The 26,788-nt window shown below is 43.1% G+C and carries 24 protein-coding genes; 23 read left to right on the plus strand and 1 reads right to left on the minus strand.

Going from position 1 to position 26,788, the window contains the following annotated elements; genetic code table 11:
- The first annotated feature begins 461 nt into the window (after positions 1-461).
- From GVO62_RS15340 to GVO62_RS15355, 4 genes are all read left to right on the plus strand, one after another.
- Positions 462-941, plus strand: coding sequence for a hypothetical protein (locus tag GVO62_RS15340; RefSeq protein ID WP_159119981.1), 480 nt, complete (start codon positions 462-464; stop codon positions 939-941).
- Between the two features lie 357 nt (positions 942-1,298).
- Positions 1,299-2,453 (plus strand): Shedu immune nuclease family protein, encoded by a 1,155-nt coding sequence (locus tag GVO62_RS15345; RefSeq protein WP_159119982.1) that lies wholly within the window; start codon positions 1,299-1,301, stop codon positions 2,451-2,453.
- 81 nt (positions 2,454-2,534) lie between these two features.
- Entirely contained in the window at positions 2,535-3,227 is a 693-nt protein-coding gene (locus tag GVO62_RS15350) for a hypothetical protein (protein ID WP_159119983.1), read from the plus strand.
- A 288-nt stretch (positions 3,228-3,515) separates the two neighbouring features.
- Complete coding sequence (locus tag GVO62_RS15355) at positions 3,516-5,336, plus strand: retron Ec67 family RNA-directed DNA polymerase/endonuclease (protein WP_159119984.1); 1,821 nt, start codon at positions 3,516-3,518, stop codon at positions 5,334-5,336.
- A 187-nt stretch (positions 5,337-5,523) separates the two neighbouring features.
- Here GVO62_RS15355 and GVO62_RS15360 read toward each other — a convergent pair whose 3' ends face one another.
- Complete coding sequence (locus tag GVO62_RS15360; protein ID WP_159119985.1) at positions 5,524-6,087, minus strand: hypothetical protein; 564 nt, start codon at positions 6,085-6,087, stop codon at positions 5,524-5,526.
- A gap of 743 nt (positions 6,088-6,830) precedes the next feature.
- Between GVO62_RS15360 and GVO62_RS15365 the strand changes: the two genes are divergently transcribed.
- The 19 genes from GVO62_RS15365 (at position 6,831) to ispG (ending at position 26,776) form a co-directional block, all read left to right on the plus strand.
- Positions 6,831-8,591 (plus strand): KAP family P-loop NTPase fold protein, encoded by a 1,761-nt coding sequence (locus tag GVO62_RS15365; RefSeq protein ID WP_159119986.1) that lies wholly within the window; start codon positions 6,831-6,833, stop codon positions 8,589-8,591.
- Positions 8,591-9,481 carry a hypothetical protein gene (locus tag GVO62_RS15370; protein WP_159119987.1) on the plus strand — a complete coding sequence of 297 codons (891 nt, stop codon included), beginning with the start codon at positions 8,591-8,593 and terminating at the stop codon, positions 9,479-9,481. The genes GVO62_RS15365 and GVO62_RS15370 overlap by 1 nt, the downstream gene beginning before the upstream one ends.
- Positions 9,474-10,811 (plus strand): Qat anti-phage system QueC-like protein QatC, encoded by a 1,338-nt coding sequence (gene qatC / locus GVO62_RS15375; protein ID WP_159119988.1) that lies wholly within the window; start codon positions 9,474-9,476, stop codon positions 10,809-10,811. The genes GVO62_RS15370 and qatC overlap by 8 nt, the downstream gene beginning before the upstream one ends.
- On the plus strand, positions 10,808-11,545 hold the full coding sequence (gene qatD / locus GVO62_RS15380; RefSeq protein WP_159119989.1) for a Qat anti-phage system TatD family nuclease QatD: 738 nt from the start codon (positions 10,808-10,810) through the stop codon (positions 11,543-11,545). The genes qatC and qatD overlap by 4 nt, the downstream gene beginning before the upstream one ends.
- Positions 11,546-11,672: 127 nt before the next feature.
- Complete coding sequence (locus tag GVO62_RS15385) at positions 11,673-12,884, plus strand: FRG domain-containing protein (RefSeq protein WP_159119990.1); 1,212 nt, start codon at positions 11,673-11,675, stop codon at positions 12,882-12,884.
- Positions 12,885-13,118: 234 nt separating this feature from the next.
- On the plus strand, positions 13,119-13,604 hold the full coding sequence (gene iscR, locus GVO62_RS15390; protein ID WP_105931634.1) for a Fe-S cluster assembly transcriptional regulator IscR: 486 nt from the start codon (positions 13,119-13,121) through the stop codon (positions 13,602-13,604).
- 18 nt (positions 13,605-13,622) lie between these two features.
- The gene (locus tag GVO62_RS15395; protein ID WP_159119991.1) at positions 13,623-14,789 is read left to right on the plus strand and encodes an IscS subfamily cysteine desulfurase; all 1,167 of its coding nucleotides are present in this window, start codon (positions 13,623-13,625) and stop codon (positions 14,787-14,789) included.
- Positions 14,790-15,128: 339 nt separating this feature from the next.
- Positions 15,129-16,565 (plus strand): Fe-S cluster assembly protein SufB, encoded by a 1,437-nt coding sequence (gene sufB, locus GVO62_RS15400; protein WP_105931636.1) that lies wholly within the window; start codon positions 15,129-15,131, stop codon positions 16,563-16,565.
- A 3-nt stretch (positions 16,566-16,568) separates the two neighbouring features.
- Positions 16,569-17,330, plus strand: coding sequence for a Fe-S cluster assembly ATPase SufC (gene sufC, locus GVO62_RS15405; protein ID WP_105931637.1), 762 nt, complete (start codon positions 16,569-16,571; stop codon positions 17,328-17,330).
- Positions 17,327-18,583 carry a Fe-S cluster assembly protein SufD gene (gene sufD / locus GVO62_RS15410; protein WP_159119992.1) on the plus strand — a complete coding sequence of 419 codons (1,257 nt, stop codon included), beginning with the start codon at positions 17,327-17,329 and terminating at the stop codon, positions 18,581-18,583. Before sufC ends, sufD begins: the two co-directional genes overlap by 4 nt.
- Positions 18,580-19,797 (plus strand): aminotransferase class V-fold PLP-dependent enzyme, encoded by a 1,218-nt coding sequence (locus tag GVO62_RS15415; RefSeq protein ID WP_105931639.1) that lies wholly within the window; start codon positions 18,580-18,582, stop codon positions 19,795-19,797. The genes sufD and GVO62_RS15415 overlap by 4 nt, the downstream gene beginning before the upstream one ends.
- A 9-nt stretch (positions 19,798-19,806) precedes the next feature.
- On the plus strand, positions 19,807-20,163 hold the full coding sequence (locus tag GVO62_RS15420; RefSeq protein ID WP_159119993.1) for a HesB/IscA family protein: 357 nt from the start codon (positions 19,807-19,809) through the stop codon (positions 20,161-20,163).
- A 50-nt stretch (positions 20,164-20,213) separates the two neighbouring features.
- Positions 20,214-20,747: a putative Fe-S cluster assembly protein SufT gene (gene sufT / locus GVO62_RS15425; RefSeq protein ID WP_105931641.1), complete on the plus strand. Its 534-nt coding sequence runs from the start codon at positions 20,214-20,216 to the stop codon at positions 20,745-20,747.
- Between the two features lie 59 nt (positions 20,748-20,806).
- On the plus strand, positions 20,807-21,217 hold the full coding sequence (locus tag GVO62_RS15430; RefSeq protein WP_159119994.1) for a SufE family protein: 411 nt from the start codon (positions 20,807-20,809) through the stop codon (positions 21,215-21,217).
- Between the two features lie 315 nt (positions 21,218-21,532).
- Positions 21,533-21,964, plus strand: coding sequence for a nucleoside-diphosphate kinase (gene ndk, locus GVO62_RS15435; RefSeq protein ID WP_012519000.1), 432 nt, complete (start codon positions 21,533-21,535; stop codon positions 21,962-21,964).
- Between the two features lie 310 nt (positions 21,965-22,274).
- Positions 22,275-23,393, plus strand: a complete 1,119-nt coding sequence (locus GVO62_RS15440; RefSeq protein WP_159119995.1) for a bifunctional tRNA (adenosine(37)-C2)-methyltransferase TrmG/ribosomal RNA large subunit methyltransferase RlmN — start codon at positions 22,275-22,277, stop codon at positions 23,391-23,393.
- A gap of 24 nt (positions 23,394-23,417) precedes the next feature.
- Entirely contained in the window at positions 23,418-24,608 is a 1,191-nt protein-coding gene (gene pilW, locus GVO62_RS15445; RefSeq protein WP_159119996.1) for a type IV pilus biogenesis/stability protein PilW, read from the plus strand.
- Between the two features lie 6 nt (positions 24,609-24,614).
- A complete protein-coding gene (locus GVO62_RS15450; protein ID WP_159119997.1) occupies positions 24,615-25,649 on the plus strand; it encodes a RodZ domain-containing protein in 1,035 nt (344 codons plus the stop codon).
- A gap of 8 nt (positions 25,650-25,657) precedes the next feature.
- Complete coding sequence (gene ispG, locus GVO62_RS15455; protein WP_105931646.1) at positions 25,658-26,776, plus strand: flavodoxin-dependent (E)-4-hydroxy-3-methylbut-2-enyl-diphosphate synthase; 1,119 nt, start codon at positions 25,658-25,660, stop codon at positions 26,774-26,776.
- Positions 26,777-26,788: the final 12 nt, after the last annotated feature.

Below are 26,788 nucleotides of genomic sequence, written 5' to 3' on the forward strand. Positions count from 1 at the left end.
TTTCAGGCTTTAATGTGCAAAATAAAGATAAACTGTCAAAATATGACATTTATCTCTTTTGGTTCTTGTTTAAGTAATTGTTTGTAAAGTTTTTATTGTTTAATTTTTTATGTGATATATCTTTTTTATGGTTTATTGTGCTTAGGAGCGATAGAGTGAAAAGTAATCAGCAGGTTAATGTCTATTTGAATAAAATATAAGCGATAAGGGATCGGGAAGAATCGATTAATAAGTTAGTGAGATTAGCGTGAGTGTTTTTAATCGCTTTCTTGGGTGTCGAATGAGGTGCAATGCGACTGGTGCCGATCTATAAAGAAGAGACACCGATAGTCACATTTGCAGAAACAGCAGCTCTTGCTATGACGACGATTTAACTAATCGAATGTGAAAATTGCCCAATTCAAGCTGTGACTTTTGTACAGTGGTAACCAGAAAAATAAAGAAGTAGGGGAGGAAGAACTTTGAGTTGTTTTAGTTCATGTACTTGTGATTGTAATGATGCTAGTGAGCAATTCGATGCCGTAATATCAGAAGAAACGAAGTTTGGTTTTAGTTTAGAGCAGATTACTAAGTCCAATATTGGCTGGTTCAACGACAAAACAGTTACCGAACACCACTTATCTCTATGGGAGCTTCAGCAGGAGTCAGGGCTTTATATCTTATGGCAAAAAGAGGACTACTGCGAAAAACATAATCGATTCCATATGAAAGGTCTTTACGTCGGTAAGGGAAAAGTTAACGCGCGATTACGATCACACTGGGCACAAAAGGACTTTTCCGAAGAGCTGTTAGTATATTTCTCATTTTTCCCGTGCAGTAACAGGCAGGCAAAGTACTTAGAGCAGCTGTTTCTAGACTTATATAATTTACCTAACAACGTTGCGGAAAATAAGGGGGTTTTACCTTTTTGTCAGCATTGGCGCCAAGAAGATGTTGATTAGTTTGCAATCTGATTTAAGGACTTTTCGTGCATTACAGCATTGAATATAACCAACAACATAAGAAAGCTCTGCAACTCAGGGCTAAAGTCTAATAAGGTGAACACATCTAGGCTGAACAAGTAGTCACTCAGTCCGCCAGATATCATCAACATAAATTAATCAAGTCTGGCTGTTGCGTATGTCCGACAGGCAGCTGTTCAAACTTTAGTGTTTAGACGGCCAAAACTTACGGATTACATTCACTTAGTTCTTTTCAAAAAAAATAGAAAATATAGTTTTTCAGCTGAAACGGATGCTACTATGAAATCTTAGGAATAAGATGTTAGCTTTTGCGGGTACTTGAGGAATATATTTCATATGGATGATTATCAGAATCCAAAAGCTGGAAAAACATACATAAGCCCAAGGCTTAAAGCTTTTGGCGATTCTGATAGAACGGTCCGCATCGCCTCGAAGGTGATTGATTCGCCTGATTCATATGCTTTTGCCAAGACCAAAGATGAAATTGTTCTTCGCCACAAAGAAAACGCGAAATCGTATATAGCCGCTAAGTTTCTCGAAGATACTCGAGGAATTTTCGTTTTAAATATACAAGGCTACACAGTCGCTACCGACAAGCCTCACAATGCAAGCTTTTCGTTTGTTGGAGAGGAAATTGGTAAGTTGCTTGAGTTCATTCGAAATATCCAATCGATTAATCTCGATAGTCCGTCACGGATAAATATTACCGACGAAGAGCTGAGTAGACTAGTCCTATCGAATAGCCAAGCAAAAAGTATTCTTCATGAGAACCAAGAGCTCTTTACCGAAGTTCTTCGTTCCGAGATTACAACTGAAGACATCGTCGCTGTTGGGTATCGAAAGAAGCAGCTTGACGTGTATGAAAAGCTACTAAATGATTCAATATTCTTTAACGACCTTAAAGAAAAAAAGAGAACCACTAATGAAGGGCTTTGGCAGAAGTACTTCGAGAAAAACCCATGGGTTTTCGGGTATGGTCTTGGCTACATATTTCTATCCGGCCTAGATAACAAGAAGTTAGAACAAGTTGTTCAGGGACATAGTGTTAATACGAATGGTAAGCGTGTCGATGCTCTCATGAAGACTAAAGGCATTATATCTAATCTCTGTTTTGTAGAAATCAAAACTCACGCGACTGAGCTACTTGATTCCAAACCTTACAGGTCAGGATGCTGGGCTCCATCAAAGGAGCTGGCAGGTGCGATATCTCAAGTGCAGGGAACAGTAGCGTCAGCCGTTGAAAACCTTTCAAGTAAGATTAGCTTAGACGATAAATCCGGCAATCCTACCGGAGAGGAGATATATAATTACCAGCCAAAATCCTATCTTGTGATCGGTAGTATGGCTGAGTTCTCAACAGAGAATGGCGTCAATAGAGATAAGCTTAGGTCGTTCGAGCTGCTAAGAAAAAATATATCAAATCCAGAAATTATAACCTTCGATGAACTATATGAACGTGCAAGGTTCATCGTGCTTCATAATCAAAGCTAACAAGCGCTGTTGTTGGACAAGTATCACGCTTTGCTCCATATTTGACGCAAATCGCGGCGTTATGCTTTAAGGAGAGAATTATTGGCCGAAGTTAATATTATAAAGTCCGTCACTTCTTCATTGGAGAGTGTTCCAGCACTATTAACGGCTTTAGAAAAGACGTTACAGACGCCATTTGGCTGGATTGTCTTGGCTGGAATACTGGTTTGGTTCGCATTCAATAAAGATGTTCTTTACCTATTCCGGCTTAAAGAAGAGATACAAAAGCGAAAGATTGACAGCTTTGAAAATTATTTAAAAGACTTTGATAATGCAGATCCAGAGACAAAGCAGGTTATAGCTGATTTTCGGAACTCTTATTATTTTAGGGTTGCGACAGAAATCTACGCAGAAGGAAAGTTAAGACGTCGTTTGATAAAGCTGCATGATATCACTTCAGCGGATGTTAACTGGAAAACAATTAAAAGAGCATTACCATTTCTCTCTTTAAATGGTGATGAAATTAAAATCAGACCGCCTAAAAAATCTGAAAAAATTGGAAAGTACTATAATGCTTTTGTTGGCTGGTTGTTTCTAGCGCTTTCAGCATCAATGTTTATAGTCATGATTACGGTAGCGAACAATGGATTGCTGACATTTCTTTCTTTTATGTGTATTTCTTTGCTTCTCCTAGCATTTGCACTTTTTGCTTTTTCACAGAACTTCCCGTTAAATGCGGCTTCAAAAATAAAAAAAGAGCTTGGTACTATCAAAAGTCAGTCAAATGAAACATAACAGCCGAGGGGACGATTACGCGTGGGCTCCCATGAATTTATAGTAGGAGTGAAAGAACGGGTTCTAATAAAGAAAATTGTTAATTTATTAGATATCAATGGGTTGAAAAGCAGTTTTTTTAACGTTATTTTGTTCATCGGCTTATGGGCAGATATTGGGTCGCGCTTCGCGGCCAGTGATAAAATTGTTAGAGGGGATTGCCCTCAAATTTCCTTGTGACGTCTTTAAGTACCTGATGTCCGAGCGTAGGAGTGCCCATAAGCCAATTCGACAAGGAATAATAAGAGTATGTCGCGGTTAGACAGGTTAAAAGCAGTCAACACAAAACCCCAATTCGCCAGACTGTTGGGCATTCATCCCTCACTTCTCACATACACGCTTTATAAGAAACGACCCGAGCACTGCTATCACGAGTTCAAGATACCTAAAAAATCTGGTGGTAAGCGCACTATAAATGCTCCTGATGAAAAGCTGAAAAGTATCCAACGAGCACTAGCGGATTTGCTGCTTGATTGCCTAGACGAGATAAATGCCGTTTACTTTCCATCCGCTGAAACGCTTAAACCGAAAGCCAAACATGCTGATATTTTGAAAGTAAAGTGCAATAGCGCACTGTCAAAACAACCTGCACTGTCTCATGGATTTGAAAGAAAACGATCAATCCTTACAAACGCTGTCATGCACCTCGACAAAAAACATCTACTCAACATTGACCTTAAGGATTTTTTCCCTAGTTTTAATTTTGGCCGTGTCAGGGGCTTTTTTATAAAAAATAATCACTTCAAGTTACATCCAAGTACTGCAACATTAATTGCCCAAATCGCAATCTTGAACAATGAATTACCGCAAGGCAGTCCTTGTTCACCTGTTATAGCCAACTTAATCACACATCATTTGGACATTAGGCTTGCTTCACTCGCAGCCAAGTATTCGTGCACTTATACACGCTACGCAGATGACATAACTTTCTCTACGAGACGCGCTGCATTTCCACGCCAAATAATGAACGAAAAAGATGGCGGTTACATTCCAAGCAAACGACTCGCGTCAGAAGTAAATAGAGCTGGGTTCAGAATTAATTCCCAAAAGACACGAATTTTATACCGCGACTCACGACAAGAGGTCACCGGATTAGTTGCAAACAAAAAAGTAGGCGTTAAGAAAGAGTACTGGCGCACACTTCGTGCTCAGTGCCATTCGTTGTTCACAACAGATAGTTTTACAAAAATTGTTGATGGGAAGAAAGTCGAAGGTAACATCAATGAACTTGAAGGTCAGTTAAACTTTGTCGATCAGGTAGATAGATACAACCGCTTGAGACAAAAACAACCCTTAAACCCACTTTTAGCACTAAGAAGTGAGCAGAAAAATGGCGATAAGAAGTCAAAACGTCATTTATTAAACAACCGCGAACGGACATTGAGTGACTTTTTGTTCTATAAGTTGTTTATTTCCAACAGTAAGACCACGATTTTGACTGAGGGTAAGACGGATAACACCTACTTAAAATCTGCAATTCAAGCTTTAGCAAAACGGTTTCCCACATTAGCTGAGACAAAGCCGTACCAGCCTTTAGTTCAATTTATGAATTACAGTGAAAGGACGCGATTCTTATTAGAGTTATTTGGAGGTTGTGATTATCTGAAAGCCTTCGCAGAAAACTACAGTTCTCGACGTAAAAAATATTTAAAAGAGAAGCCAACCAGTCCAGTGATCTTGCTGTTAGACAACGATCAAGGACCGAAGGACCTTATCAATAGGTTCAGCAAAGATAAATCCATCACGCTTTTACCGTCTACGAGCAAGAACATTAGAGACGCTGAATTTGTTCATGTTTGTGACAACCTTTATCTCGTTCTTACTCCAATTTCACCAAAGAGAAAGGAAACCGATATAGAGTACTTTTTTATGGCTAAAACTCGCCTTCTAAAAGACTCAAAGACAGGTAAGTGTTTCAATACAATTTCAAAAAGAGATGAAAAAAGAGACTTGAGTAAAGAAGCTTTTGCACAACTTGTGAAAACTAACAAAGGGTCAATTAACTTTAGCCGCTTCGGCCCACTTTTGACACGAATCACAAAAGTACAGAAGCATTATGCGGCCTTATGATTACCCAAAATTAATTGCCAAAATGCATAAATGTTTGAGACCGTCTGTTGTTTGTTTCCAACAGACCGTCCCAAGTGAGTTAGTCGATGTTCACAATTAGCTTGTATTTGTTTGTCAGTTGAAGTCCAAATCTATATACCGAAACTCAATATCAGATATTAGTTACTTCAGCTAAGCTATGTAATTATTAGCGTTTATTGAGCATTTTGACTGCTTCACTCTCGATGCTCTCCCAGCTACCTCGGTCAGAGATATAGCTTCGAAGCGGAATACCTTGATTTTTAATTTCTGGCCATAGGACTAATCCAGCATCAAGTGCATCTACGAGCTCGTTGTCGTAAACCCAGATACCAATATGAGCTCCCTTCTCTTGAAGTTTAGACACGAAATCTTTTGCGAAGGATAGGCCACCACCTGCCCCCTGTAATGCAATATTCCCTTTCGCCATAACGAACCACTCACGTGTTTTCTCGGATTCGATAACGACACAGGGCAAGTTGTAGGCGGTAGAAGGCTCGCGTTCTATGAGGATTGATACCAGAGGTTCATCTTCACGACTAATTACCTCGGGAATACCGTATCGGGCATCAAATGTTCTAAACATCCTAACTTTTTCCGCGCTATCATTTTTATCATCTGCTTTGATTTCAGGAATGATGGTCGCGTCGCTGTTATTATTAGGTTTGATTACATCAAGTTTGTTAGCGATGTAGCTCGCCAAAATACCCGTTACTAAGTCAATTGGGTTCATATCTATCCTTCTAAGATACTTAACGTTTAAAAATTTAGGCTAAAGAACGAAGAAGTGTTTTCCCCCTAGCCCAATCTTTATATGTGTATTTATACAGTGTATTTCAAGTGAAGTGGCATACAAAATTTAATCATTTGATACTAGGCGTGAGGTCTTAACTCAAGTTTTAACTAATCGTGCCTTACAATAATAACCAGTAAAGTCAACACAATGTGTTTACTGATGGTCATCATTATTTGTTGAACAAACCTTATTTACTAACGGTCATCAGAAAGTATTTACCAAAGGGGAGTCCTAGTTTTTTGGAGACATCGCTGCTTGCTTTTATTCAACCGAGAGGACGAGGCCTAAAAGGCGGGGGCTTACTTTATTGAGACGAGTATTTGTCTATGAGCGACTCTATTTGAAGTTAACTAATACTTTAATGCTAATGCAACAGGGAGTGCCTGAGTCAGGGAGTTGAGCATGTCAGAAGAATGTCGACGGCGCGTTAAGAGTGCCTGAACCACTTACAATTATTTTCATGTGTTGCTCATGGCACCGTAAGCTGCGTTAAATTGATGGAAATCATCATAGGTTAAATATATCATCGTTGAGTAAATTTATGATTAATATATAAAAATATGTTTATCCAGAGCTAATGCTATTTTTAAGCTGTCATTTCTAGAAATGTAATTTATCGTTTATATGACAAGGACTTTACAAACAGCTTCGCTGAAGACGTGCTAAATAGGGATATAGAAATGTGGTCTGATAAAGAATCAAAAATAGACTTTCTAAACTTCAATGAAACTGCCGAATCAATCAAAGACCTGATCACAGAAAAAAAACTAATGCCGATAAGTGTTGGCGTGTTTGGTGATTGGGGCGCAGGTAAATCAACAATTCTGGAATTGACAAAGTCTGCTCTTGCAGATGACGAGGAAGATTATATCCAAGTAAGTTTTGATGCATGGATGTTTCAAGGTTACGACGATGCCAAAGCGGCATTACTAGAGACAATCGCTGCAACACTCGTCAAACGAGCTGAGACTGATAAAAGTTTAAGCGCGAAAGCCAAAGACTTTGCTGGCCGAGTTAACAAGATCAGACTTATGGGGCTTTTAATGGATGCAGGAGGCCTCGCAGCAGGGGTTCCTACATTTGGTGGATTCCAAAAGTTTTTCGGAATGTTTACTGGTGGAGATGACGGTGAGTTTGATTTTGAAGATGTTAAGAATGGAGTTGAGGGTGCGGGAGAGGTTTCGAAGAAAAACAAAGATCTTCTAAAAAAGAAAAAAGGTTTCTCTCCGCCCAAAGAAATCAAGGAATTCAGAAAAGCGTACTCTGATCTACTTGCTGGATTTGGTAAGCCCTTGATTGTCTACGTGGACAATTTAGACCGTTGCTCACCCTATAATGCCATTTCAACGCTAGAAGCTATACGTCTTTTTTTATTTCTACCCAACACGGCATTTGTAATTGCAGCCGATGAAGACATGATCCGACTGGCTGTAGGTGAATACCACAAAGGCTCCTCGCAGAGGCACCAAACAGACTATCTGGACAAACTAATTCAAATACCTATACATGTTCCGCGCCCCGGCACTTTAGAAATAAGGGCTTATCTAATGTTGCTGGTTGCAATAGATCATGGTGTTACGGAAAAACCACTTGAGGCACTTCGGCATCAACTTGAACTCAATCTCAAGATGTCTTGGAAAGAGGATGCCGTCGCAATTGATGACTTGCTAGAAGGGAAAGAACTTAAGGATGTGCCTGAACTGAGGAATAAGTTCGTTGTTGCACAGCAACTTGCGCCGCTGCTAGCTGAATCATCCAACATTAATGGTAACCCACGTATAGTCAAACGTCTTCTTAACCAAGTCAGAATACGAAGAAAAACAGCTCTCCGACGCGGTATGCAGTTAGATGAAAAAACCATAACCAAGCTTGTAATCTTTGAGCGCTGCCTCGGAACAAGAGCTACTAATAAATTCTACGAAATGATTGATTCCGAAGATGGAAAACCGAAGATTTTGGCTGAACTTGAAGCGGATGGAGCAGACATCGACGAGATCGAACTACCTGAAGAGTGGAAGGCGGAGAAAAACTTTTTGGCTCAATGGTCAAGACTAACACCTAAATTTTCTGAAGTTGATTTAACCCCCGCTCTTTATCTCAGCAAAGAAAATGTGCCGATGGGGGCATTTGGAACGGTGATGTCAGGCGCAGCCCAAAAGCTTGTTATTGCATTGTTGAAACAAAGCCAAAGAATAAGTCCAGCAAGCAGTAATATGATTGAAGATACTCCACCTGATGATTACGTGCCAGCAATGGATGCTTTGCTTGAAAAACTGAGACCGATAGGCGATTGGAGTAAGCGCCCAGATGGGATATATGGAGCGAGATTGCTCGCTGAAAAAGACGTTAGGTGCAAGGCTACATTTTTGGATTTTATGAAACAACTGCCGCCTGCACGTTGGATGACTCCAATCATCGAAGAGTTAGAAGGAGCTAAATAATGGGAACATCAGCATCATCGAGAGGACCAAAAGATAAAAACCCCCTAGTGCCACCGTGGGCTGAAGGTGGAGATGGACTATCAATCGGTCCAGATTCTGACGCCGATGGAGAAATAGACCTCGGAGATGGCGGAGGAGAGCAAGACAACGATGACAAAGATAATAGCCAAGAGTTTGATAACGATAAGGTACAACAATTAATTGGTCCACCGGATCATGCTCAACCGCCTCCAAGTAGATTCAGGAGTGCAAGACAAGCCTTTGGCAAGTATGCGGGTACGGGAGGTTCAACCTCAGATCTGAGGCGTTCACTAAAGAACTACGCTAAAAAATCGTCTGGTGGCGGAAAAGGTACAAGCCGAAGATTAGCCAGCGGTATAACCGCAGGTTCGGGCTTGGTAGGAATAATGCGCGGTGGCAAAGTTACCGTAGGTGAGCAAACTCTTTCTCTAAGTGACCTTCGTGGCCTTTCTACTGATCAGGCGATTGATCGCATTGCTTCTCACCTTGCGCCAGATAATTCTGATTCAGATTCGGTGCGTATTGCACTGAATTATGCATTGGAAGAAGCTCTTCCTGATACACAAGACTTCGACCCTGCAAGTTTTACTGACGAGGTGATTCAAGATGCAATTTCTTGCTATCTAACTGACCTGATTTTTCAGGATGTTGTCACTGGAATGGGGGAAGCTTGGTTTAAAGCGGAATTGGCGACAAAACATCACAAAATGGAAAGTGAATTGAGGGAGCTGATAAAAGTGATAACGCAACAAGAAATGGACAAAGCGACAAACGGCAACCCCTGCGATATTACCAAGAGCAATATTAAGAAAATTCAGATTGATGCAATATCAAAAACTGTAGGCTATTGGGAGAAATTCAATGACTGATTTTTACTTCCATCACAACCCCGATGAACTACCTGAATATTCTGACGAATGTCATCCGGTACAAATTTTTGATAGCTATCCACTAAATAAGTATAAATGTAGCCATGCATCGAAAGAATTACTCACAAAAATTAGAAAGCTTGGAGTTGAAATTGACCCCAATGCGTTTGATTTGGTAACAATCGCAACTGCGGTGACTTCGGCGGAGACATTTGAGCCAAGAGACAATGCACCAAATTCTTGGTCTAGAATCTTGAATCTCCACATACCCCTCTTAGATCCAGCTAAGTGGGAATCGGTAGGTACAAGACTTGAGTCACTGTTAGGTTTCTTAACTGGAGATCAATGGAAGTTATCTTTTAGTAAATCTGACTTTGCTCTGCCAAAGCCTATAAATAGCAAACAGTCCAAACTTACTGCTGAATCGCTCAAAGGACTCAATGCGGTCTGTCTTTTTTCCGGAGGGTTAGACAGCGCAGTTGGAGCGATCAATATCCTTAATAGTAATAACTCAGATATTCGACCAATGCTCATAAGTCACGCGTACAGGGCTGATGGGGCGAAGCAACAAGCAATTAAAAAATTACTCAAAAAGCCATTTGGTGAATTGTCCTACTCAATAGCCCCTCAACTATCCAGTCAGGCTAATTATGCTAATGACACCAGTATGAGAGGAAGGAGTTTTAATTTTTTGGCGATGGCAGTATTGGGAATAACTGCACTTAGAAGCGCAAATAATGACAATACTATTTCCCAGATTATTGTGCCCGAAAATGGATACATATCGATCAACCCGCCATTAACTCGAAGGCGTATTGGTAGCCATAGTACCCGTACTACTCATCCTAATTACCTCTCTCAACTTGAGGAATTACTCAATGAAATTGGGTTCAATATACATATAGTAAATCCATATCAGTTTAAAACCAAAGGTGAGATGCTTGCTGAATGTGTCGATCAAGATGCTGTAAAAGAAGCAATACCTTTGAGTGTATCTTGCAGTCATTGGCATAGAGAGCATATCCAATGTGGTTATTGTCTTCCTTGTTTAATAAGACGAGCCTCAGTCTTTCATGCAAGCTTTAACAAGGATGCTTCTTATGCGGTTCCTCGACTTAAAAGTATACTTAAAGAATATGAAAAAAGAGACGATGTACACGCGGTACAAACCGCAATACTTAGATTAAAGCAACATCCAAACTACATGGCTTGGTTACGTCAGTCTGGACCCTTGCCACAAAATAAAGAGATACGTGAAAAACTGGAGTCTACGGTGAAAAGAGGTTTGGCCGAAGTTGAAGAATTTTTGAAATCGGTCAACCTCTCATGATGGATTTGCATTGCCATGTCGATTTGTATCCAGATCACAGTGAGGTACTTAATGATTTGAGAAAATGCAATTATTATGTGCTGTCTGTCACTACTGTGCCTTCCGCTTGGCGAGGCACAGTTAAACTCACTGAAGGAATTACCCGTTGTAAGACTGCGTTAGGACTCCATCCACAGCTTGCCCATCTGAGAAAGAATGAATTAGCCATCTTTGATGAATTAGTAGGTGAAACTAGATATATAGGAGAGATAGGACTCGATGGTTCAAAGGGTTACATACCGTACATCGCGGATCAACTTTATGTCTTAAACCATATTCTTGAGAAGTGTGCACAGTTTAATGACAAAATCCTTTCTATCCACAGCCTTAACGCTACAGAAAAAGTACTCGAATGCTTAAAAGCCCACCCGTTTGCAGGAATACCAATACTTCATTGGTTTTTAGGAACCAAAAAGCAAGTTTTAGAAGCAACGGAACAAGGCTGTTTTTTTTCTGTTGGACCAGCTATGTTGAAATCAAATCGGGGACTGAAAGTTGCTTCGTGGTTACCTCCTGATCGTGTGTTGCTCGAGACTGATGGTCCATTTGCGAAAGTAGACAATTCCCCACTGTTACCTTCACAAGCCAAGCTCGCGATTCAAGAACTGGCCATATTGTGGACAGTTACTACCGAGGATGTTGTTGCCCAACTTAGACGAAACATGGCTTTGTTGTTAAATAGCGGCATTACATGAACTGTTATTCATAAAACATTATTTGAATCGACTGAGTTGGCCGCAATTCCAGCAGGTATTTTTCATTACGAAGCTTGTTTCAATATAATGCTTCAGTAATAAATATTTTAAGTGAAAGGAATTTCTATTGAGACAGGTAGTAATATCAATTGAGACCACGGGAACTGAACTCTCTTTGGGGCATCGTGTAATAGAAATTGGTGCTGTAGAGCTGATTGATGAAAAGCTTACGGGACTTCGCTATCACGTATATATTAATCCCCAAAGATCTGTCGAAGAGGTAGGAGTATCTCGCCACGGCATAACAAACGAATTTTTGGCTGACAAACCAACTTTTGCAGACATAGCCCGAGAGTTTCAAGATTTCATTAGAAATGATGAGATCGTTACCTACAACGCTAGATTTGTTTTATCGTTTTTAAATAATGAATACGCTCTGGTAGAGAGAAAACTTAATAGTTGTAGTCTAAATAATGACGTAGTTGACGTATTGCTTATAGGCAATGAAAGACATCCGTCGCAAAACAATAGTCTACACAATTTGTGTGAACGATATTATGTCGACACATCGCAGTCAGAGTCATATGGTTCGCTGTTAAGGGCAGAAATAATTGCCGATTTATTACTTGCGCTAATTGATGAAAGTACCAAAAAAATAACTTCTGATTTAAGCCAGTACGAGATAGGCGACAACCTAGTTGTTGTAGAATCTTTTTCCGATTTCGATAGGGCGATTGATGGGATCAGCAAAACTGCCTTATGTCGTGGTGTGTCAAATCATGAATACCCATTACTACCATCCTTATTTAGACATGCAGATGTAGAGTCCGCAGACGTCCGCGAACACAACTTAATGTGGGTGTTTAAAACCCATGCGAAAGCCCATCTTGATAGTTTACCCGTGAACGAAATTGAATGGATGGTTATTGCTCAGCATCATGGACTTCCAACTAGGTTGTTGGATTGGAGCCTTAGTCCATTAGTGGCTTGTTTTTTTGCGGTGCAAAGCTTGAGCTCCGATAATGCCGCTATTTATGTATATGACATCGGTAAGTTTAGGAAAGAAGAAGAAATTGAACCCACTAAGTTGAACGATATAGTAGCGTTCTTTCCTTCACATGGGACTAAGCGAGTAACGGCCCAGTCTGGCATGTTTACAATACATCCGACAAAAAATATGAAGCTAGAGTCCGAGTCTATTAAGAAAATTCTTATACCAGCATCGAAGAAGAAGTACTTTTTAGAGAAGCTGGTTAAATATGGTATTCATCAAGGCACAATTTTTCCAGATCTCGATGGTCTTTCTAATTATATACGATATCTAAATGATTACAGGTAAAGTTCTTATGAAGTAGCTTTACCAGAACTGTGATATTGGAAACTTTTTCCAACTGAATATTTACGCATCGTTCAGCTGGGGTTATACATGGGCTGACATTCCAGACTCGTTAGAAACCATTCCAGCTTTGGAATGGAAACCACAAATACTTGACTATTTTACTAGGTTTTATACTTGACCAATTTAGTCGGGTATGTGAAAATTTCCGTCATTATAAAACGGCGGGAGAATCCAATGAAACTCACTTCTAAAGGGCGCTATGCGGTTACCGCGATGCTTGACGTCGCTTTGCATTCAAAGCGTGGTCCAGTGCCTCTTGCCGACATTTCAGAACGACAAGAAATCTCCTTATCCTATTTAGAACAGCTTTTTTCTCGTCTTCGTAAAGAGAAATTAGTTGATAGCGTTCGTGGTCCAGGCGGAGGTTATTTATTAGGCCGTGAAGCCAGCGAGATAGCGATAGGTGAAGTCATTCGCGCAGTGGATGAATCAATCGATGCTACACGCTGTCAAGGCCAAGCTGACTGTCAAGGCGGCGATCGCTGTCTAACCCATAGTTTGTGGCAGGATTTAAGTGATCGCATCGCTACGTTTTTAAATTCAATCACGTTAGGTGAGCTGATGGCAAAGCGGGATGTACAAGAGGTGGCTGGTCGACAAGACAGTAACGCATCCCTGCGTCACATAACTAGTGACATTGAAGTAAGTATTCAACTTTAAGTAGGTTTTGACTAACCCATGGCTTTATCAACACCCATTTATTTAGACTACGCGGCAACCACACCGGTGGAGCCACTCGTTGCCGAGGCAATGGCAAAGTGCCTGACACTTGACGGAAACTTTGGCAATCCAGCCTCTCGTAGCTATCGGTTTGGCTGGATGGCAGAAGAAGCGGTAGATGTCGCAAGAAATCAAATAAGCGACGCCCTCAACTGTGACCCAAGAGAAATTGTACTTACCTCAGGTGCCACCGAGTCGAATAATCTTGCGATAAAAGGCGTAGCCGAGGGATATGCTGAGAAGGGTAAGCATATTGTTACCGTGTCCACTGAACACAAGGCAGTCCTAGACACTTGCGAGTATCTGGAAAGCCAAGGCTTTGAAGTTACTTATCTTAATGTACAAGAAGACGGGCTGATAAAATTAACAGATCTAGAAAATGCGCTGCGCGAAGACACTATTTTAGTGTCCGTTATGCACGTGAATAATGAGCTAGGTGTAATTCAAGATATTCAAGCTATTGGTGATATTTGCCGCGGGCGTGATGTCCTTTTTCATGTGGATGGAGCGCAAAGCGTGGGTAAAATTGCAATGGATTTGGCGGAGTTACCCATAGATTTGCTGTCGATGTCGGCTCACAAGATGTATGGTCCGAAAGGAATGGGGGCACTTTACGTCCGCCGACGTCCTAAAATTAAGTTAGTTTCACAAATTCATGGTGGCGGGCACGAACGGGGCATGCGCTCGGGTACGCTAGCTACTCATCAAATTGTTGGAATGGGTGAAGCGCTTTCTTTAGCCGTATCGAAGATGGATGATGATAATGCGCGCATACTCGCGCTTAGAAATTCACTTTGGCAAGGCTTGCAGCAACTTGACGATATTTATCTTAACGGCCATGCGACACAGCGTATAGCAGGCATTCTTAATGTTAGTTTTGCTGGTGTTGATGGTGAAAGCCTAATGATGGGGTTGAACGATATTGCTGTATCGTCTGGCTCGGCATGTACATCGGCTAGCTTAGAGCCTTCATATGTTTTAAAGGCTATCGGCCGAAGCAACGAACTTGCCCATGCGGGCATTCGGTTTAGCGTTGGACGTTTTACGACCCAAGATGACATAGATTACGTAGTAAGGAAGGTTGTTGACGTAACTACCAAGTTACGCGCTGCAATTACCGCGTAAATCACCATTCAGAGTGAGTCTTCATGTGAAGACTATGAATTAAAATTAATAGCCATGGGGCGTCGAAAATGCCACATGTAGCGTCAAAAGAGTATTTACCGCTGTAAAATAGCGGCTGAATATTTGAGTGAAATAGTCGGGTATTATATACTACGGCACCAAAATTTTAGGCTGTCCTCAATGTAACTGGCAGTTTCGGCCGTTTAGGTAAGCGAGTAGATGCTTAATAGATTAAAGGTCGAACAAAAGTGAGTGCTTAAATTACCAAGACCGTGGGGTAATTTAATCGTCAGGAAAGCAAAGTGGCAGCAAATGCAGGCAAACAAGTGAGATCCCAACATGAGTGAACAGATCGAACAGGCGTTAGAAAGAAAGTACGATGCGGGTTTCTATTCAGAAATCGAATCAGAAACGTTTGAAAGCGGCCTGGACGAGTCGGTTATCCGCCGCATATCAGCAATGAAAAACGAGCCAGAATGGATGCTTGAATGGCGCTTAAAGTCTTATCGTGCATGGCTCGAAATGGAAGAGCCAGATTGGGCACACGTTGACTATCCTAAAATCGACTATCAATCAATTTCTTACTACTCGGCACCAAAGAGTATGAAGGATAAGCCGAAGTCGCTAGATGAAGTTGACCCTGAGCTACTGCGTACCTATGAGAAGCTGGGTATACCGCTACACGAACAAGAAATGTTAGCGGGTGTTGCAGTTGACGCTGTATTTGACTCGGTATCTGTTGTGACCACTTATCGCGAGAAACTTGAAGAAGCGGGCGTTATCTTCTGTCCGATTTCTGAAGCGGTTCACAAATATCCAGACCTTGTTAAGAAATACATTGGCTCAGTAGTTCCGCGCACGGATAACTACTTCGCTGCGCTAAACAGTGCGGTATTTACAGACGGTTCATTCGTTTATATTCCAAAAGGCACACGCTGCCCAATGGAGCTTTCTACTTATTTCCGTATTAACGAAATGAACACGGGTCAGTTCGAACGTACGTTGATTGTTGCCGACGAAGGCAGCTACGTAAGCTATCTAGAAGGTTGTACTGCACCGCAGCGCGACGAAAACCAGCTGCACGCTGCGGTGGTTGAATTAGTTGCGATGGACGACGCCCAAATCAAATACTCAACGGTACAAAACTGGTACCCGGGTGATGAAAACGGTAAAGGCGGTATCTACAACTTCGTAACGAAACGCGGTATTGCGCATACCAACGCGAAAATATCGTGGACGCAGGTTGAAACGGGCTCAGCGGTAACGTGGAAGTACCCAAGCTGTGTACTTAAAGGCGATAACAGTGTGGGTGAGTTCTACTCAGTCGCGCTAACACGCGGTCGTCAACAGGCCGATACCGGTACGAAGATGATCCATGTGGGTAAAAATACCAGGTCGACCATCATCTCTAAGGGGATCTCAGCGGGTAACAGCAACAATGCTTATCGCGGACTGGTTCAAATGGGTCCGCGCGCAGACGGTGCACGTAACTTCACCGAGTGCGACTCGCTACTTATCGGCGACAAGTGTGGCGCACACACGTTCCCTTATATCGAAAGCCGTAACCCTTCGGCCATTGTTGAGCACGAAGCAACAACATCGAAGGTGAGCGACGAACAATTATTCTTGTGTCAGCAACGCGGTCTAGACACAGAGAAAGCCGTTTCTATGATTGTTAACGGTTTCTGTAAAGAAGTATTCAAAGAGCTGCCAATGGAATTTGCCGTAGAAGCCGGCAAACTGCTCGAAATTAGTCTTGAAGGTTCAGTGGGGTAATCAATGCTTAGTATCAAGAATTTACATGCCAGCGTGGAAGAGAAAAACATCATTAAGGGTCTTAACCTTGAAGTTAAACCTGGTGAAGTACACGCTATCATGGGCCCTAACGGTGCCGGTAAAAGTACACTAGGTTACGTGCTCTCTGGACGTGACGGCTATGAAGTAAGTGAAGGTGAAGCGACCCTTAACGGTAAAGATTTGCTAGAGCTTGATGTTGAAGAGCGTGCACGAGAAGGCCTTTTCCTTGCGTTTCAATACCCAGTAGAGATTCCTGGCGTTAGCAACATGGAATTTATGAAAGAGTCGGTAAACGCCATGCGTGAAGAGCGCGGCGAAGCGCCACTGACTGCTGCTGAGTTCCTTAAAAAGGCGAAAGAGGCCTGTAAGCAAGTTCAGCTGCCACTCGACTTTCTTAAGCGCGGTGTAAACGAAGGTTTCTCAGGTGGTGAGAAAAAGCGCAACGAAATCATGCAGATGATTTTGCTAGAGCCAAAACTTTGTATTCTTGACGAATCCGACTCTGGCCTTGACGTTGACGCCCTGCAGGTTGTTGCCGATGGCGTAAACAGCCAACGCGACGGTGAGCGCAGCTTCATCGTTGTTACTCACTACCAGCGCCTTCTTGACTATATTAAGCCTGACTTTGTACACATTCTTGCTGACGGCAAAATCGTGAAAAGCGGAGATGCGTCATTAGCGCTAGAAGTAGAGAAGAGCGGATACGCATTCCTAGGTAAGGCGTACGAGGAGGCTGAGGCATGAGTCAATGGCTAGAACAGGTCATTGATACAGCGCAGCGCGACGACTATTTATCGCCCGTGCGTCAACAGGCCTTAGCACAGTTAAAAGCCGACGGTTGGCCAGCTCGAAGAAGCGAAAGCTGGCGCTTTACGCCACTCACGCCTGTAGAAAAGCGTGAAGCAAAACAAGCTGTACAAGCAGAGAACCTGCCAGTACCGGCTATAGATAACCTTAATGCTATAGACTTGATTTTTGTTGATGGCGTTTTGGTTACACAGGTTAATACGTTAGACGTACCAGCTGGCATGACAATTACGTCACTTAATACCGATGATGCCGCAACACAGCAGGCCATTAGCAGCGTGTATGGCCAGGTTAAACCTGCCCGTCATATGTTTGGTTTGGTGAACGATGCATTATGCCAACACGGTATATTTATAAACGTAGAAGCAAACGCGAAAATTGATACGCCAGTTCGTATCGTTAACATGGCCTCACAAGATGTAGATGCCCATACCCGCGTAGTCGTTAAAGTAGCCGAAGGCGCACGCGCTACCGTTATTGAACAAGGTTTCGGTGATACCGAAAGCTTAACAACCGCGTTTGCTGAGTACGATTTAGCTGATGATGCGCATCTAGAGCATTATCGCTTTGCCATGTTTACTGGCAAAGCAAAACAGTTAGGTGGTAGCCACTTTAAACTTCACAACCGCACTACGCTCAACAGCACTATGGTGGGGTATGGCAGTGAGCTATCGCGTTTAGACGTTGATATCCATCACGCTGGCGAATTTGCCGATGCGAAAATGAACGCCATTTATCTTCTGGCTGAGGGTGAGTTATTCGATCTTCACTCAACCATTGAGCATGCTATGCCAAACGGTACAACAGAAGAAAACGCGCGCGGCATCGTAGGTGACAAAGCCCGTGCTGTCTTTAATGGTCGTATTCATATTCATCGTGATGCACAGAAAACGTTAGCAGAGCTTAACAACCGTAACTTGTTGCTATCTCGTCGTGGCGTTATTAATACGAAGCCAGAGCTTGAAATTTACGCTGATGACGTTAAATGTGCCCACGGCGCAACGGTTGCCGAGATTGAAGAAGAAGCGCTGTACTACATGCTAACCCGCGGGATTTCTCGTAGTAAAGCGTTGGTCATGCTTAATTTTGGGTTTATTCAAGAGCTTATTAACGACGTGCCCAATGCGGCGGTACGTGAATGGCTAGCGCCCATCTTGAGTGAGCGTTTTTCCCAAATGGAGGTTAAATGAGCTTAGACGTTGCAGCACTTCGTGCCCAGTTTCCTATTTTATCTAAAACGGTAGACGGCAAGCCGCTTGTCTATCTTGATAATGCAGCGACGACTCAAAAGCCTCAGGCTGTGATTGACGCGCTTGTCGACTTTTATACAGGGACGAATGCGAACGTGCACCGTGGCGCGCATCATCTATCGGATGAGGCGACCCGCCGCTATGAAAATGCACGTACCAGCGTAGCTAAGTTTATTAACGCGACAGTTCGCGAAGAAGTGATCTGGACGGCCGGCACCACCGAAGCCATTAACATAGTGGCGAATGGAGTAGGGCAGCTTTTGAGCGAAGGCGATGAAGTAATGGTGACTGAGCTTGAGCATCACGCCAACTTGGTTACTTGGCAGCAGGCCTGTCGACGTGCGGGCGCAACGCTTAACATTGTCCCAATCTTCGATAGCGGAGAACTTGATGTTGAAGCATTTGATCGATTGCTGTCTGAAAACACCAAGATGGTGGCCTTTCCGCATGTTTCTAATGCACTAGGCACCGTTAACCCTATCAAATTACTTACCCAAAAAGCCAAAGCTGTTGGCGCATGGGTTTTAGTTGATGGCGCTCAGGGCATAGCTCACGGCGGCGTTGATGTTCAAGATATCGGCTGCGATTTCTACGCTTTTTCTGGTCACAAATTGTTTGGCCCAACGGGCATCGGTTGCCTGTGGGGTAAAAAAGACGTGTTAGAAACCTGGCCGGTGTGGCAGGTGGGCGGCGAAATGATTAAAGATGTCACGTACCATGAAGCTACATGGGGAGCGTTACCAAATCGTTTGGAAGCAGGCACGCCTAACATTGCCGGTGCTATTGGCATGGGAGCCGCAGTAGATTGGTTTAGTGGCCTTGATGTAAAAGCCTTGCACGAGCACGAGCAAAAACTGCTTGCTTATGCGACACAGCAGGCTGAAGCACTTGAAGGCATGCGTATCATAGGAACGGCCCCTAATAAGGTGGGCGTCCTCAGCTTCGCACTTGATGGCGCACATCCGGCTGATATTGGGTTTATTCTAGACAGGCAAGGCGTGGCAATTCGTACAGGCGATAACTGTGCACAGCCATTAATGAAGCGTCTTGGTGTTCCCGGAACTGCTCGTGCATCGTTCTCAATTTATAACACGCTTGAAGAAGTGGACAGCCTATTTGCTGCACTTAAAAAAGCAAAAATGATGTTGGCCTAAGGAGGCATTATGAGTGTTGAAACTTTCGTACCTAGTACAAAGCTCATTACGCTAACTGACAGTGCCGTTAAGCATTTCGAAAGTAAGCTTAAAGACAAGCCTGGTCAGTTAATTCGTTTATCAACAAAAGTCAGCGGCTGTACGGGTTATGCTTACGTGCTTGATTTTGCTGATAGTGCGCAGACGGGTGATGAGATAGTGGAAATCTCTCCTATTGTGAATGTGGCAGTTGCTGCAGATGCTACAGACCTTTTGCGTAACACCGAAATTGATTACGTGACGGAAGGCGTAAACGGCGTTATTAAATATAACAACCCTAACGTGGTTGATGAGTGCGGGTGTGGTGAGAGCTTTAACGTAGGCTAAGCGCCGCGATGAAGACCATCAACAGTAGAACAAAGAGTACTAAGTAGTTTATGAAGCAAAAAATGGTGACCACCGAGCGCGACTGTAAAGCGCGCTTAGTTCCTGCGGGTAACCCTACCGTGATCCCTGAAGGCGAGTTTGTGAATATCACCCAAGAACTCGGTGGTAACTATACGGTAACGTGGCGCGGTAATATGTACCGTATTGATGGTACAGATGCTGGTGCAATTGGCCGCAAAGCCATGACGCTGAGCTTTGACGCCCCCGAAGATGGAAACATCAGCGAACAGCAGGTGTGGGACGCTTTAGAAACTATTTATGACCCCGAAATTCCGATAAACCTCGTGTCTCTTGGTCTCATTTATAAAGTGGTGATAGACCAGGCATCAGGCGCTGTAAATATCGATATGACGCTTACTGCACCCGGGTGCGGCATGGGGCCGGTATTGGTTGGTGACGTTGAGTATCGAGTTGCTATGGTGCCACACGTTAAGAATGTAAACGTAGAACTCGTATTTGACCCTGCATGGTCACGCGATATGATGAGCGAAGAAGCTCAGCTTGAGGCGGGTTTATTCTTTTAAGCGGTTAAGGTAACTTACCGTCCGACACATTTTCTCTTTACAAAATTACGGAAATAGCAATGCAACTACCTAGCAGTGACGAAATTATTGATGATTTAGCGTTCTTCGATGATTGGGAACAGCGTTATCAGTACATCATTGACTTAGGCAAATCTATTCCGGGTTTACCTGAAGATGCAAAAACACCAGACCGCCTAGTTAAAGGCTGTCAGAGCAGTGTCTGGTTGGTTGAGTCTTATGATGGCAATAAAATCAACTTTGACGTAGACAGCGACGCCGTTATCGTTCAAGGCCTGCTTGCGTTAGTGCTTGCCGCCTACAACGAAAAAACGCCAAAGGATATTCTAGCATTTGATATCGACGGCTACTTTGAAGCGTTAGACTTAGAGCGCCATATCACCCCAACAAGGGGAAATGGTTTGCGCGCGATAGTTGGAAAGATCCAAGAGTTAGCAAAAGCGAACGCTTAATACTTTATAGTTGTTAACGCCATACCTATATAGGCGTTAATTACTTGAGATACTTGGCTGAATAGGCGTTTTGTTATTCCATCGTGGTTCTTTGCTAAGGGAAGATATTATGGCTATTACATGTCTGCCAGTGCAAAATAAAGTATACACTGTCATCAAACTGTCATGGCCTATGCGCTAATCTGACGATACATCCTAATAAAAAACAACACGTTACGCCTGTTTTAAAAAGGCGCTGGTCAAGCCGTTATTAATTGCCTATAATTCGCGGCCAAAATTTTAAAGATACATACACTAATTGTTTGGAGAGAGAACATGGCTCTTGAGCGTACTTTTTCGATTATCAAGCCTGATGCGGTAGCTAAAAACGTTATCGGTGCAATTTACAACCGTTTCGAATCTGCAGGTCTTCGCATCGTGGCATCTAAGATGATCCACATGAGCAAAGAGCAAGCAGAAGGCTTCTATGCAGAACACAAAGAGCGTCCTTTCTTCGGCGCACTTGTAGACTTCATGACGTCTGGTCCAGTTATGGTTCAAGTACTAGAAGGCGAAAACGCTGTTCTAGCTAACCGTGAAATCATGGGTGCAACGAACCCAGCTGATGCAGCTGCAGGTACACTTCGCTCTGACTACGCTGCGTCAATCGACGAAAACGCAGTTCACGGTTCTGACGCTCCAGAATCAGCAGCGCGTGAAATCGCATACTTCTTCTCTGAAGAAGAAATCTGCCCACGTACTCGCTAAGATTACGTAAGTAGAAAGAAACGAGGCTACAGCGCCTCGTTTTTTTTGCGCTGAAAAAGAGGAGGTGTGCGTTTTATGTGCTCTGCGTATTTCTCATGCAGGTAAGCTAAATTGTGCATTTCAAGTATAGCCAAACTTAACGATACTCTGCGTTAAATCGGCTTTTTCTCAAATCTCATCTGTGGTAAAATCCGCGCAAATTTTAATCAGCAGCCATTCGCTGTTCTAGCGATACTCAAGTTGCCTGATTTTTACACCATTTTTAGCAGTAAGAGGGGCATCCCTCGAAGGTACAAGGGTCATCGTATTCATGGCAAAAACTAACTTATTAAATCTAAATCGCGAAGGCTTGCGCAGTTTCTTTAAAGAAATGGGCGAGAAACCATTTCGTGCCGATCAGGTCATGAAATGGATTTACCAGCACGGAGTAAGCGATTTTGAGGAAATGAGTAACCTCAATAAAAACCTTCGCGCGATGCTCATCGAAAATTGCGAAATTAAAGCCCCAGAAATTGCATACTTTCAAGAAGCTAGCGATGGAACTATTAAATTCGCGCTTACCTTAGAGGGTGGTCAAGAGGTTGAGTCGGTTTGGATCCCAGAGACCGATCGAGCAACCTTGTGTGTTTCTTCACAAGTGGGTTGCGCCCTTGAGTGTACTTTCTGTTCAACGGCCCAGCAGGGTTTTAACCGTAATCTCAGTGTAAGCGAAATTATCGGTCAGGTATGGCGCGTTGCGACCTTCCTTGGGCTTTCTAAGGATACAAGCAAGCGTCCAATTACGAATGTTGTGATGATGGGAATGGGCGAGCCGCTGTTAAACCTTAAAAACGTGGTGCCAGCAATGGATATCATGTTAGACGACTTTGGCTTTGGTTTGTCAAAACGCCGTGTTACGTTAAGTACCTCTGGTGTTGTACCAGCCCTTGATATGCTTGGCGATCAAATTGACGTTGCGCTTGCTATCTCGCTACATGCGCCAACGGACGAGTTGCGTAACGAAATTGTACCTGTGAATAAAAAGTACAACATCGAGGCATTCTTAGCGGGTGTGAGACGTTACCTTGCCAAGTCTAAAGCTAACCAAGGTCGTGTGACGGTTGAATACGTAATGCTTTCGAACATCAACGACAGCACTGAGCAAGCTCATCAGCTGGCAAAGGTATTGAAAGATACACCTAGTAAAATAAACTTAATACCTTTCAATCCATACCCAGGTTCTCCATACACCTGTTCGAGCAATTCTCGCATCGATAGGTTTGCTAAAGTGCTTATGGAATATGGATTTACCACCGTAGTGCGTAAAACTCGAGGTGATGATATCGACGCTGCATGCGGTCAATTAGTAGGCGATGTAGTGGACAGAACGAAAAGAATGTTAAAAAAACAGGTGAAGGGCGAGGCAATTTCAGTAAAAATGGCCCAATAATCATTAAGATATTAGGGTAAGACTATGGTTGCAGGATTGCGCACTTCACTTCGCGTTGGTTTTTTAAGTGCGGTTCTACTAGCGACTGGCTGTGTAAGCAACAGCCAGTCGGGCTTGTACAGTGGTAATTTCGACCACGAGGAAGCGGCACGAACACGTACATCTTTGGGTCTCACCTATCTTAAAAACAATAACTATACGCAAGCAAAAAAGAATCTAGACAAGGCGCTAGAGTTCAATCCACGCTCTGCGGACGTTCAATTTGCTATGGCCTATTATTATCAGTTGGTTGGTGATAACCGTCGTGCCGAAGAGTTCTATCAAACCGCTATCGACATAGCCCCTGACAATGGTGACATTGCCAATAGCTATGGTGCGTTTAAATGTCAAAACGGCGAATATGACGACGCAAAGCGTTATTTCTTTAAAGCCATAAATAACCGCCTTTATGCAAATGCGGCCCAAACCTACGAAAACCTTGCGCTGTGTGCACAAAGCCAAGGCGAATTAGAAGACGCGATTGGCTACCTTCAAGAGGCGCTCAATCATCAGCCGGCGCGAGGCAAATCCCTTTTCTTGTTAAGTGAGTTGTATACTATTACAGAACAGTGGGATCTAGCCGAGTCTTCTTTACGTAAATATGAGCGGGTAGCGAGAGTATCTCCAGACTATTTATGGCTAGCGTATGAAGTTGCGAAAGGTAAGGGCGATTACCAAGCTGCTAATGAATACGGTGATATGATGATTGCCGTCTATCCCGAGAGCGAATTAACTCAGCGCTATCTTGCCGAACGAAAAACGATGCAAAGTAAAGTGGTTAGAACGGTGAAATCTGCCAAAGCAGAACCAAGTGATGGTCAAGGTTCAAGTTTGGGAGAAGGAGTTAACGCAGAGGGAAAACGTCTAGCGCAAACGTCGCAGGCTGAATCGAGTAGCGGTGAAAGTGAACCGAATCAACAGGCTACACTTTACAGTAATGAAGAAACGCCTGAAGTGAACGACGCGTTGGACAATGAAACAAACCAAAACACTGAATTATCTGCCCAAAGTAATAAATTCCATGTAGTAAAAGACGGTGAAAACTTATATCGTATTTCTTTACTGCACAATATCAGAATGGCGACACTGCAGAAGTGGAATAACCTAGAGAATACTGGCGCTATTATTGCTGGTCAGAAGCTTTGGTTAGTACCACCTAATATGCAGGAGGAATAAGGTTTAATGGTGTCAGAAGAAAACGCGAATCAAGAAGTCATTTCGCAACAAGAAGAAAATACGCCAAGCCCTGGGGCAATGCTAAAAGCACGCCGAGAGAAGTTGGGTTTATCTCAACAGGATATTGCTGATAAGCTTTTCTTAAAATCAAAACAAATCAATGATTTAGAAAACGATGTCATTGACGAAAAGTCATCTGTGACGTTTACGAAGGGATACGTGAGAAACTATGCCAAACAATTAGGCATGAATTCTCACGAAGTCATTGAGGCATTTGAACGGTATCACAATCAAACATCGGTCCCATCTTCAGAAAAACTTCAAAGTTTTTCAAAGCGTGTCGCCAAACAGACACACGATGACCGCTGGATGATGGTTACCTATGTTATTTTGCTGCTCATCATTGCTGGTGTGGTTATGTGGTGGTATCAGCAGCCAAATGATGAGGCGGTTTCAGACATTCCGCTCACTGAAGCAGTTAAGCGAGAGGCGGCTAATACACCTATCACATCTGAGGGTGGTGCATCGAATCGAACTCAGCTAAATGGCAGTGATTTATCAAGTGACCCTGCATCATCTACCTCTACAAATAACGATTTGTTGAATTCAAACGCTTCTTCAATTGATGAGCCAGTCATTGATGAAGAAAGTGATGAATTTGCGCAAGACGGTAGTATAAACGAGGGGGCTATTTCAGCCCCTGATACGGACATCAACGAAAGCAATAACCTTACGGCATTAGTAAGCAGCAATAGCCAATCTGAGCCTAATCTTGAAATTGCCGCAGAAAGTAATGCAGCGCCCATTTCTATGGTTTTTACTTTCGTTGACGATTGCTGGGTTAATATAAAAGACGCGTCTGGTGAAGCAATAGCCTACGGGGTTAAGCAAAAAGGGCGTGTGATGGAAATTCAGGGTGTTCCTCCTGTTGAAGTTACGCTCGGCGCACCGGATAATGTGCGTATATCAGTTAACGGCGAGACTGTTGATATTTCTTCATACCAGAACGGTAAAACAGCTCGGTTCGCACTTCCTTTATAGGTAATCAGATGTTTGCAGATAGTCCTATTAAACGCAGAAAGTCTACGCGTATTAATGTAGGTAACGTTCCCATTGGCGATGGCGCTCCCATTGCTGTTCAGTCTATGACAAATACTCGCACCACTGACGTGGCGGCGACTGTCGATCAAATTAATCGCATTGTTGCCGTAGGTGGTGAGATCGTTCGCGTATCTGTTCCCACCATGGAAGCGGCTGAAGCGTTCAAAGAAATTAAAAAGCAGGTAAGTGTGCCGCTCGTGGCTGATATCCACTTCGATTATCGTATTGCGCTCAAAGTGGCAGAATACGGCGTGGATTGCTTGCGTATAAACCCTGGTAATATCGGTAACATGGAACGGGTGCGTTCTGTTGTTGATTGTGCGAAAGATAAAAATATTCCTATTCGCATTGGTGTAAACGGCGGTTCTCTAGAAAAAGATTTACAAGAAAAGTATGGCGAACCTACGCCAGAAGCACTTGTTGAATCTGCCATGCGTCACGTTGATATTCTCGACAAGCTTAACTTCGATCAGTTCAAGGTAAGTGTTAAAGCCTCGGATGTGTTTCTTGCTGTAGGTGCATACCGTTTGTTGGCGCAAAAAATTGATCAACCTCTTCATCTGGGCATCACTGAAGCTGGCGGTCAACGGGCGGGCGCGGTTAAAAGTGCGGTAGGGCTTGGTATGTTATTGGCTGAAGGTATAGGCGATACTATTCGCGTGTCTCTTGCAGCTGATCCAGTAGAAGAAATAAAAGTTGGCTTTGATATATTGAAGTCACTACGCATTCGCTCGCGTGGGATCAATTTCATTGCGTGCCCGAGTTGCTCAAGACAGGAGTTTGACGTAATCGGCACAGTGAATGCCCTTGAACAAAGACTGGAAGACATCCTTACTCCAATGGATGTGTCTATCATAGGTTGTGTGGTTAATGGTCCTGGTGAAGCGGAAGTGTCTGATTTAGGCCTTACCGGTGCGCGCAATATGAGCGGCCTTTACGAAGACGGCAAACGTGTGAAAGAACGCCTTCCTAATGACGATTTGGTCGACAAACTTGAAGCTAAGATTCGCGCAAAAGCATCGCGTATAAGTGAGCAAAATAAAATACAGGTCTCGGTAAAAGACTAAGAGGTTTTTTGT

This window comes from Alteromonas sp. KUL150, from assembly GCF_009811475.1.
GTDB lineage: Bacteria > Pseudomonadota > Gammaproteobacteria > Enterobacterales > Alteromonadaceae > Alteromonas > Alteromonas gracilis.

Excerpts from the sequence above, each read along its gene's own strand:
- GVO62_RS15345 (WP_159119982.1), top strand. The coding sequence starts at position 1,299 with ATGGATGATTATCAGAATCCAAAAGCTGGAAAAACATACATAAGCCCA.
- GVO62_RS15355 (WP_159119984.1), top strand. The coding sequence starts at position 3,516 with ATGTCGCGGTTAGACAGGTTAAAAGCAGTCAACACAAAACCCCAATTC.
- GVO62_RS15360 (WP_159119985.1), bottom strand. The coding sequence starts at position 6,087 with ATGAACCCAATTGACTTAGTAACGGGTATTTTGGCGAGCTACATCGCT.
- GVO62_RS15365 (WP_159119986.1), top strand. The coding sequence starts at position 6,831 with ATGTGGTCTGATAAAGAATCAAAAATAGACTTTCTAAACTTCAATGAA.
- GVO62_RS15370 (WP_159119987.1), top strand. The coding sequence starts at position 8,591 with ATGGGAACATCAGCATCATCGAGAGGACCAAAAGATAAAAACCCCCTA.
- qatC (WP_159119988.1), top strand. The coding sequence starts at position 9,474 with ATGACTGATTTTTACTTCCATCACAACCCCGATGAACTACCTGAATAT.
- qatD (WP_159119989.1), top strand. The coding sequence starts at position 10,808 with ATGATGGATTTGCATTGCCATGTCGATTTGTATCCAGATCACAGTGAG.
- iscR (WP_105931634.1), top strand. The coding sequence starts at position 13,119 with ATGAAACTCACTTCTAAAGGGCGCTATGCGGTTACCGCGATGCTTGAC.
- GVO62_RS15395 (WP_159119991.1), top strand. The coding sequence starts at position 13,623 with ATGGCTTTATCAACACCCATTTATTTAGACTACGCGGCAACCACACCG.
- sufB (WP_105931636.1), top strand. The coding sequence starts at position 15,129 with ATGAGTGAACAGATCGAACAGGCGTTAGAAAGAAAGTACGATGCGGGT.
- sufC (WP_105931637.1), top strand. The coding sequence starts at position 16,569 with ATGCTTAGTATCAAGAATTTACATGCCAGCGTGGAAGAGAAAAACATC.
- sufD (WP_159119992.1), top strand. The coding sequence starts at position 17,327 with ATGAGTCAATGGCTAGAACAGGTCATTGATACAGCGCAGCGCGACGAC.
- GVO62_RS15415 (WP_105931639.1), top strand. The coding sequence starts at position 18,580 with ATGAGCTTAGACGTTGCAGCACTTCGTGCCCAGTTTCCTATTTTATCT.
- GVO62_RS15420 (WP_159119993.1), top strand. The coding sequence starts at position 19,807 with ATGAGTGTTGAAACTTTCGTACCTAGTACAAAGCTCATTACGCTAACT.
- sufT (WP_105931641.1), top strand. The coding sequence starts at position 20,214 with ATGAAGCAAAAAATGGTGACCACCGAGCGCGACTGTAAAGCGCGCTTA.
- GVO62_RS15430 (WP_159119994.1), top strand. The coding sequence starts at position 20,807 with ATGCAACTACCTAGCAGTGACGAAATTATTGATGATTTAGCGTTCTTC.
- ndk (WP_012519000.1), top strand. The coding sequence starts at position 21,533 with ATGGCTCTTGAGCGTACTTTTTCGATTATCAAGCCTGATGCGGTAGCT.
- GVO62_RS15440 (WP_159119995.1), top strand. The coding sequence starts at position 22,275 with ATGGCAAAAACTAACTTATTAAATCTAAATCGCGAAGGCTTGCGCAGT.
- pilW (WP_159119996.1), top strand. The coding sequence starts at position 23,418 with ATGGTTGCAGGATTGCGCACTTCACTTCGCGTTGGTTTTTTAAGTGCG.
- GVO62_RS15450 (WP_159119997.1), top strand. The coding sequence starts at position 24,615 with ATGGTGTCAGAAGAAAACGCGAATCAAGAAGTCATTTCGCAACAAGAA.
- ispG (WP_105931646.1), top strand. The coding sequence starts at position 25,658 with ATGTTTGCAGATAGTCCTATTAAACGCAGAAAGTCTACGCGTATTAAT.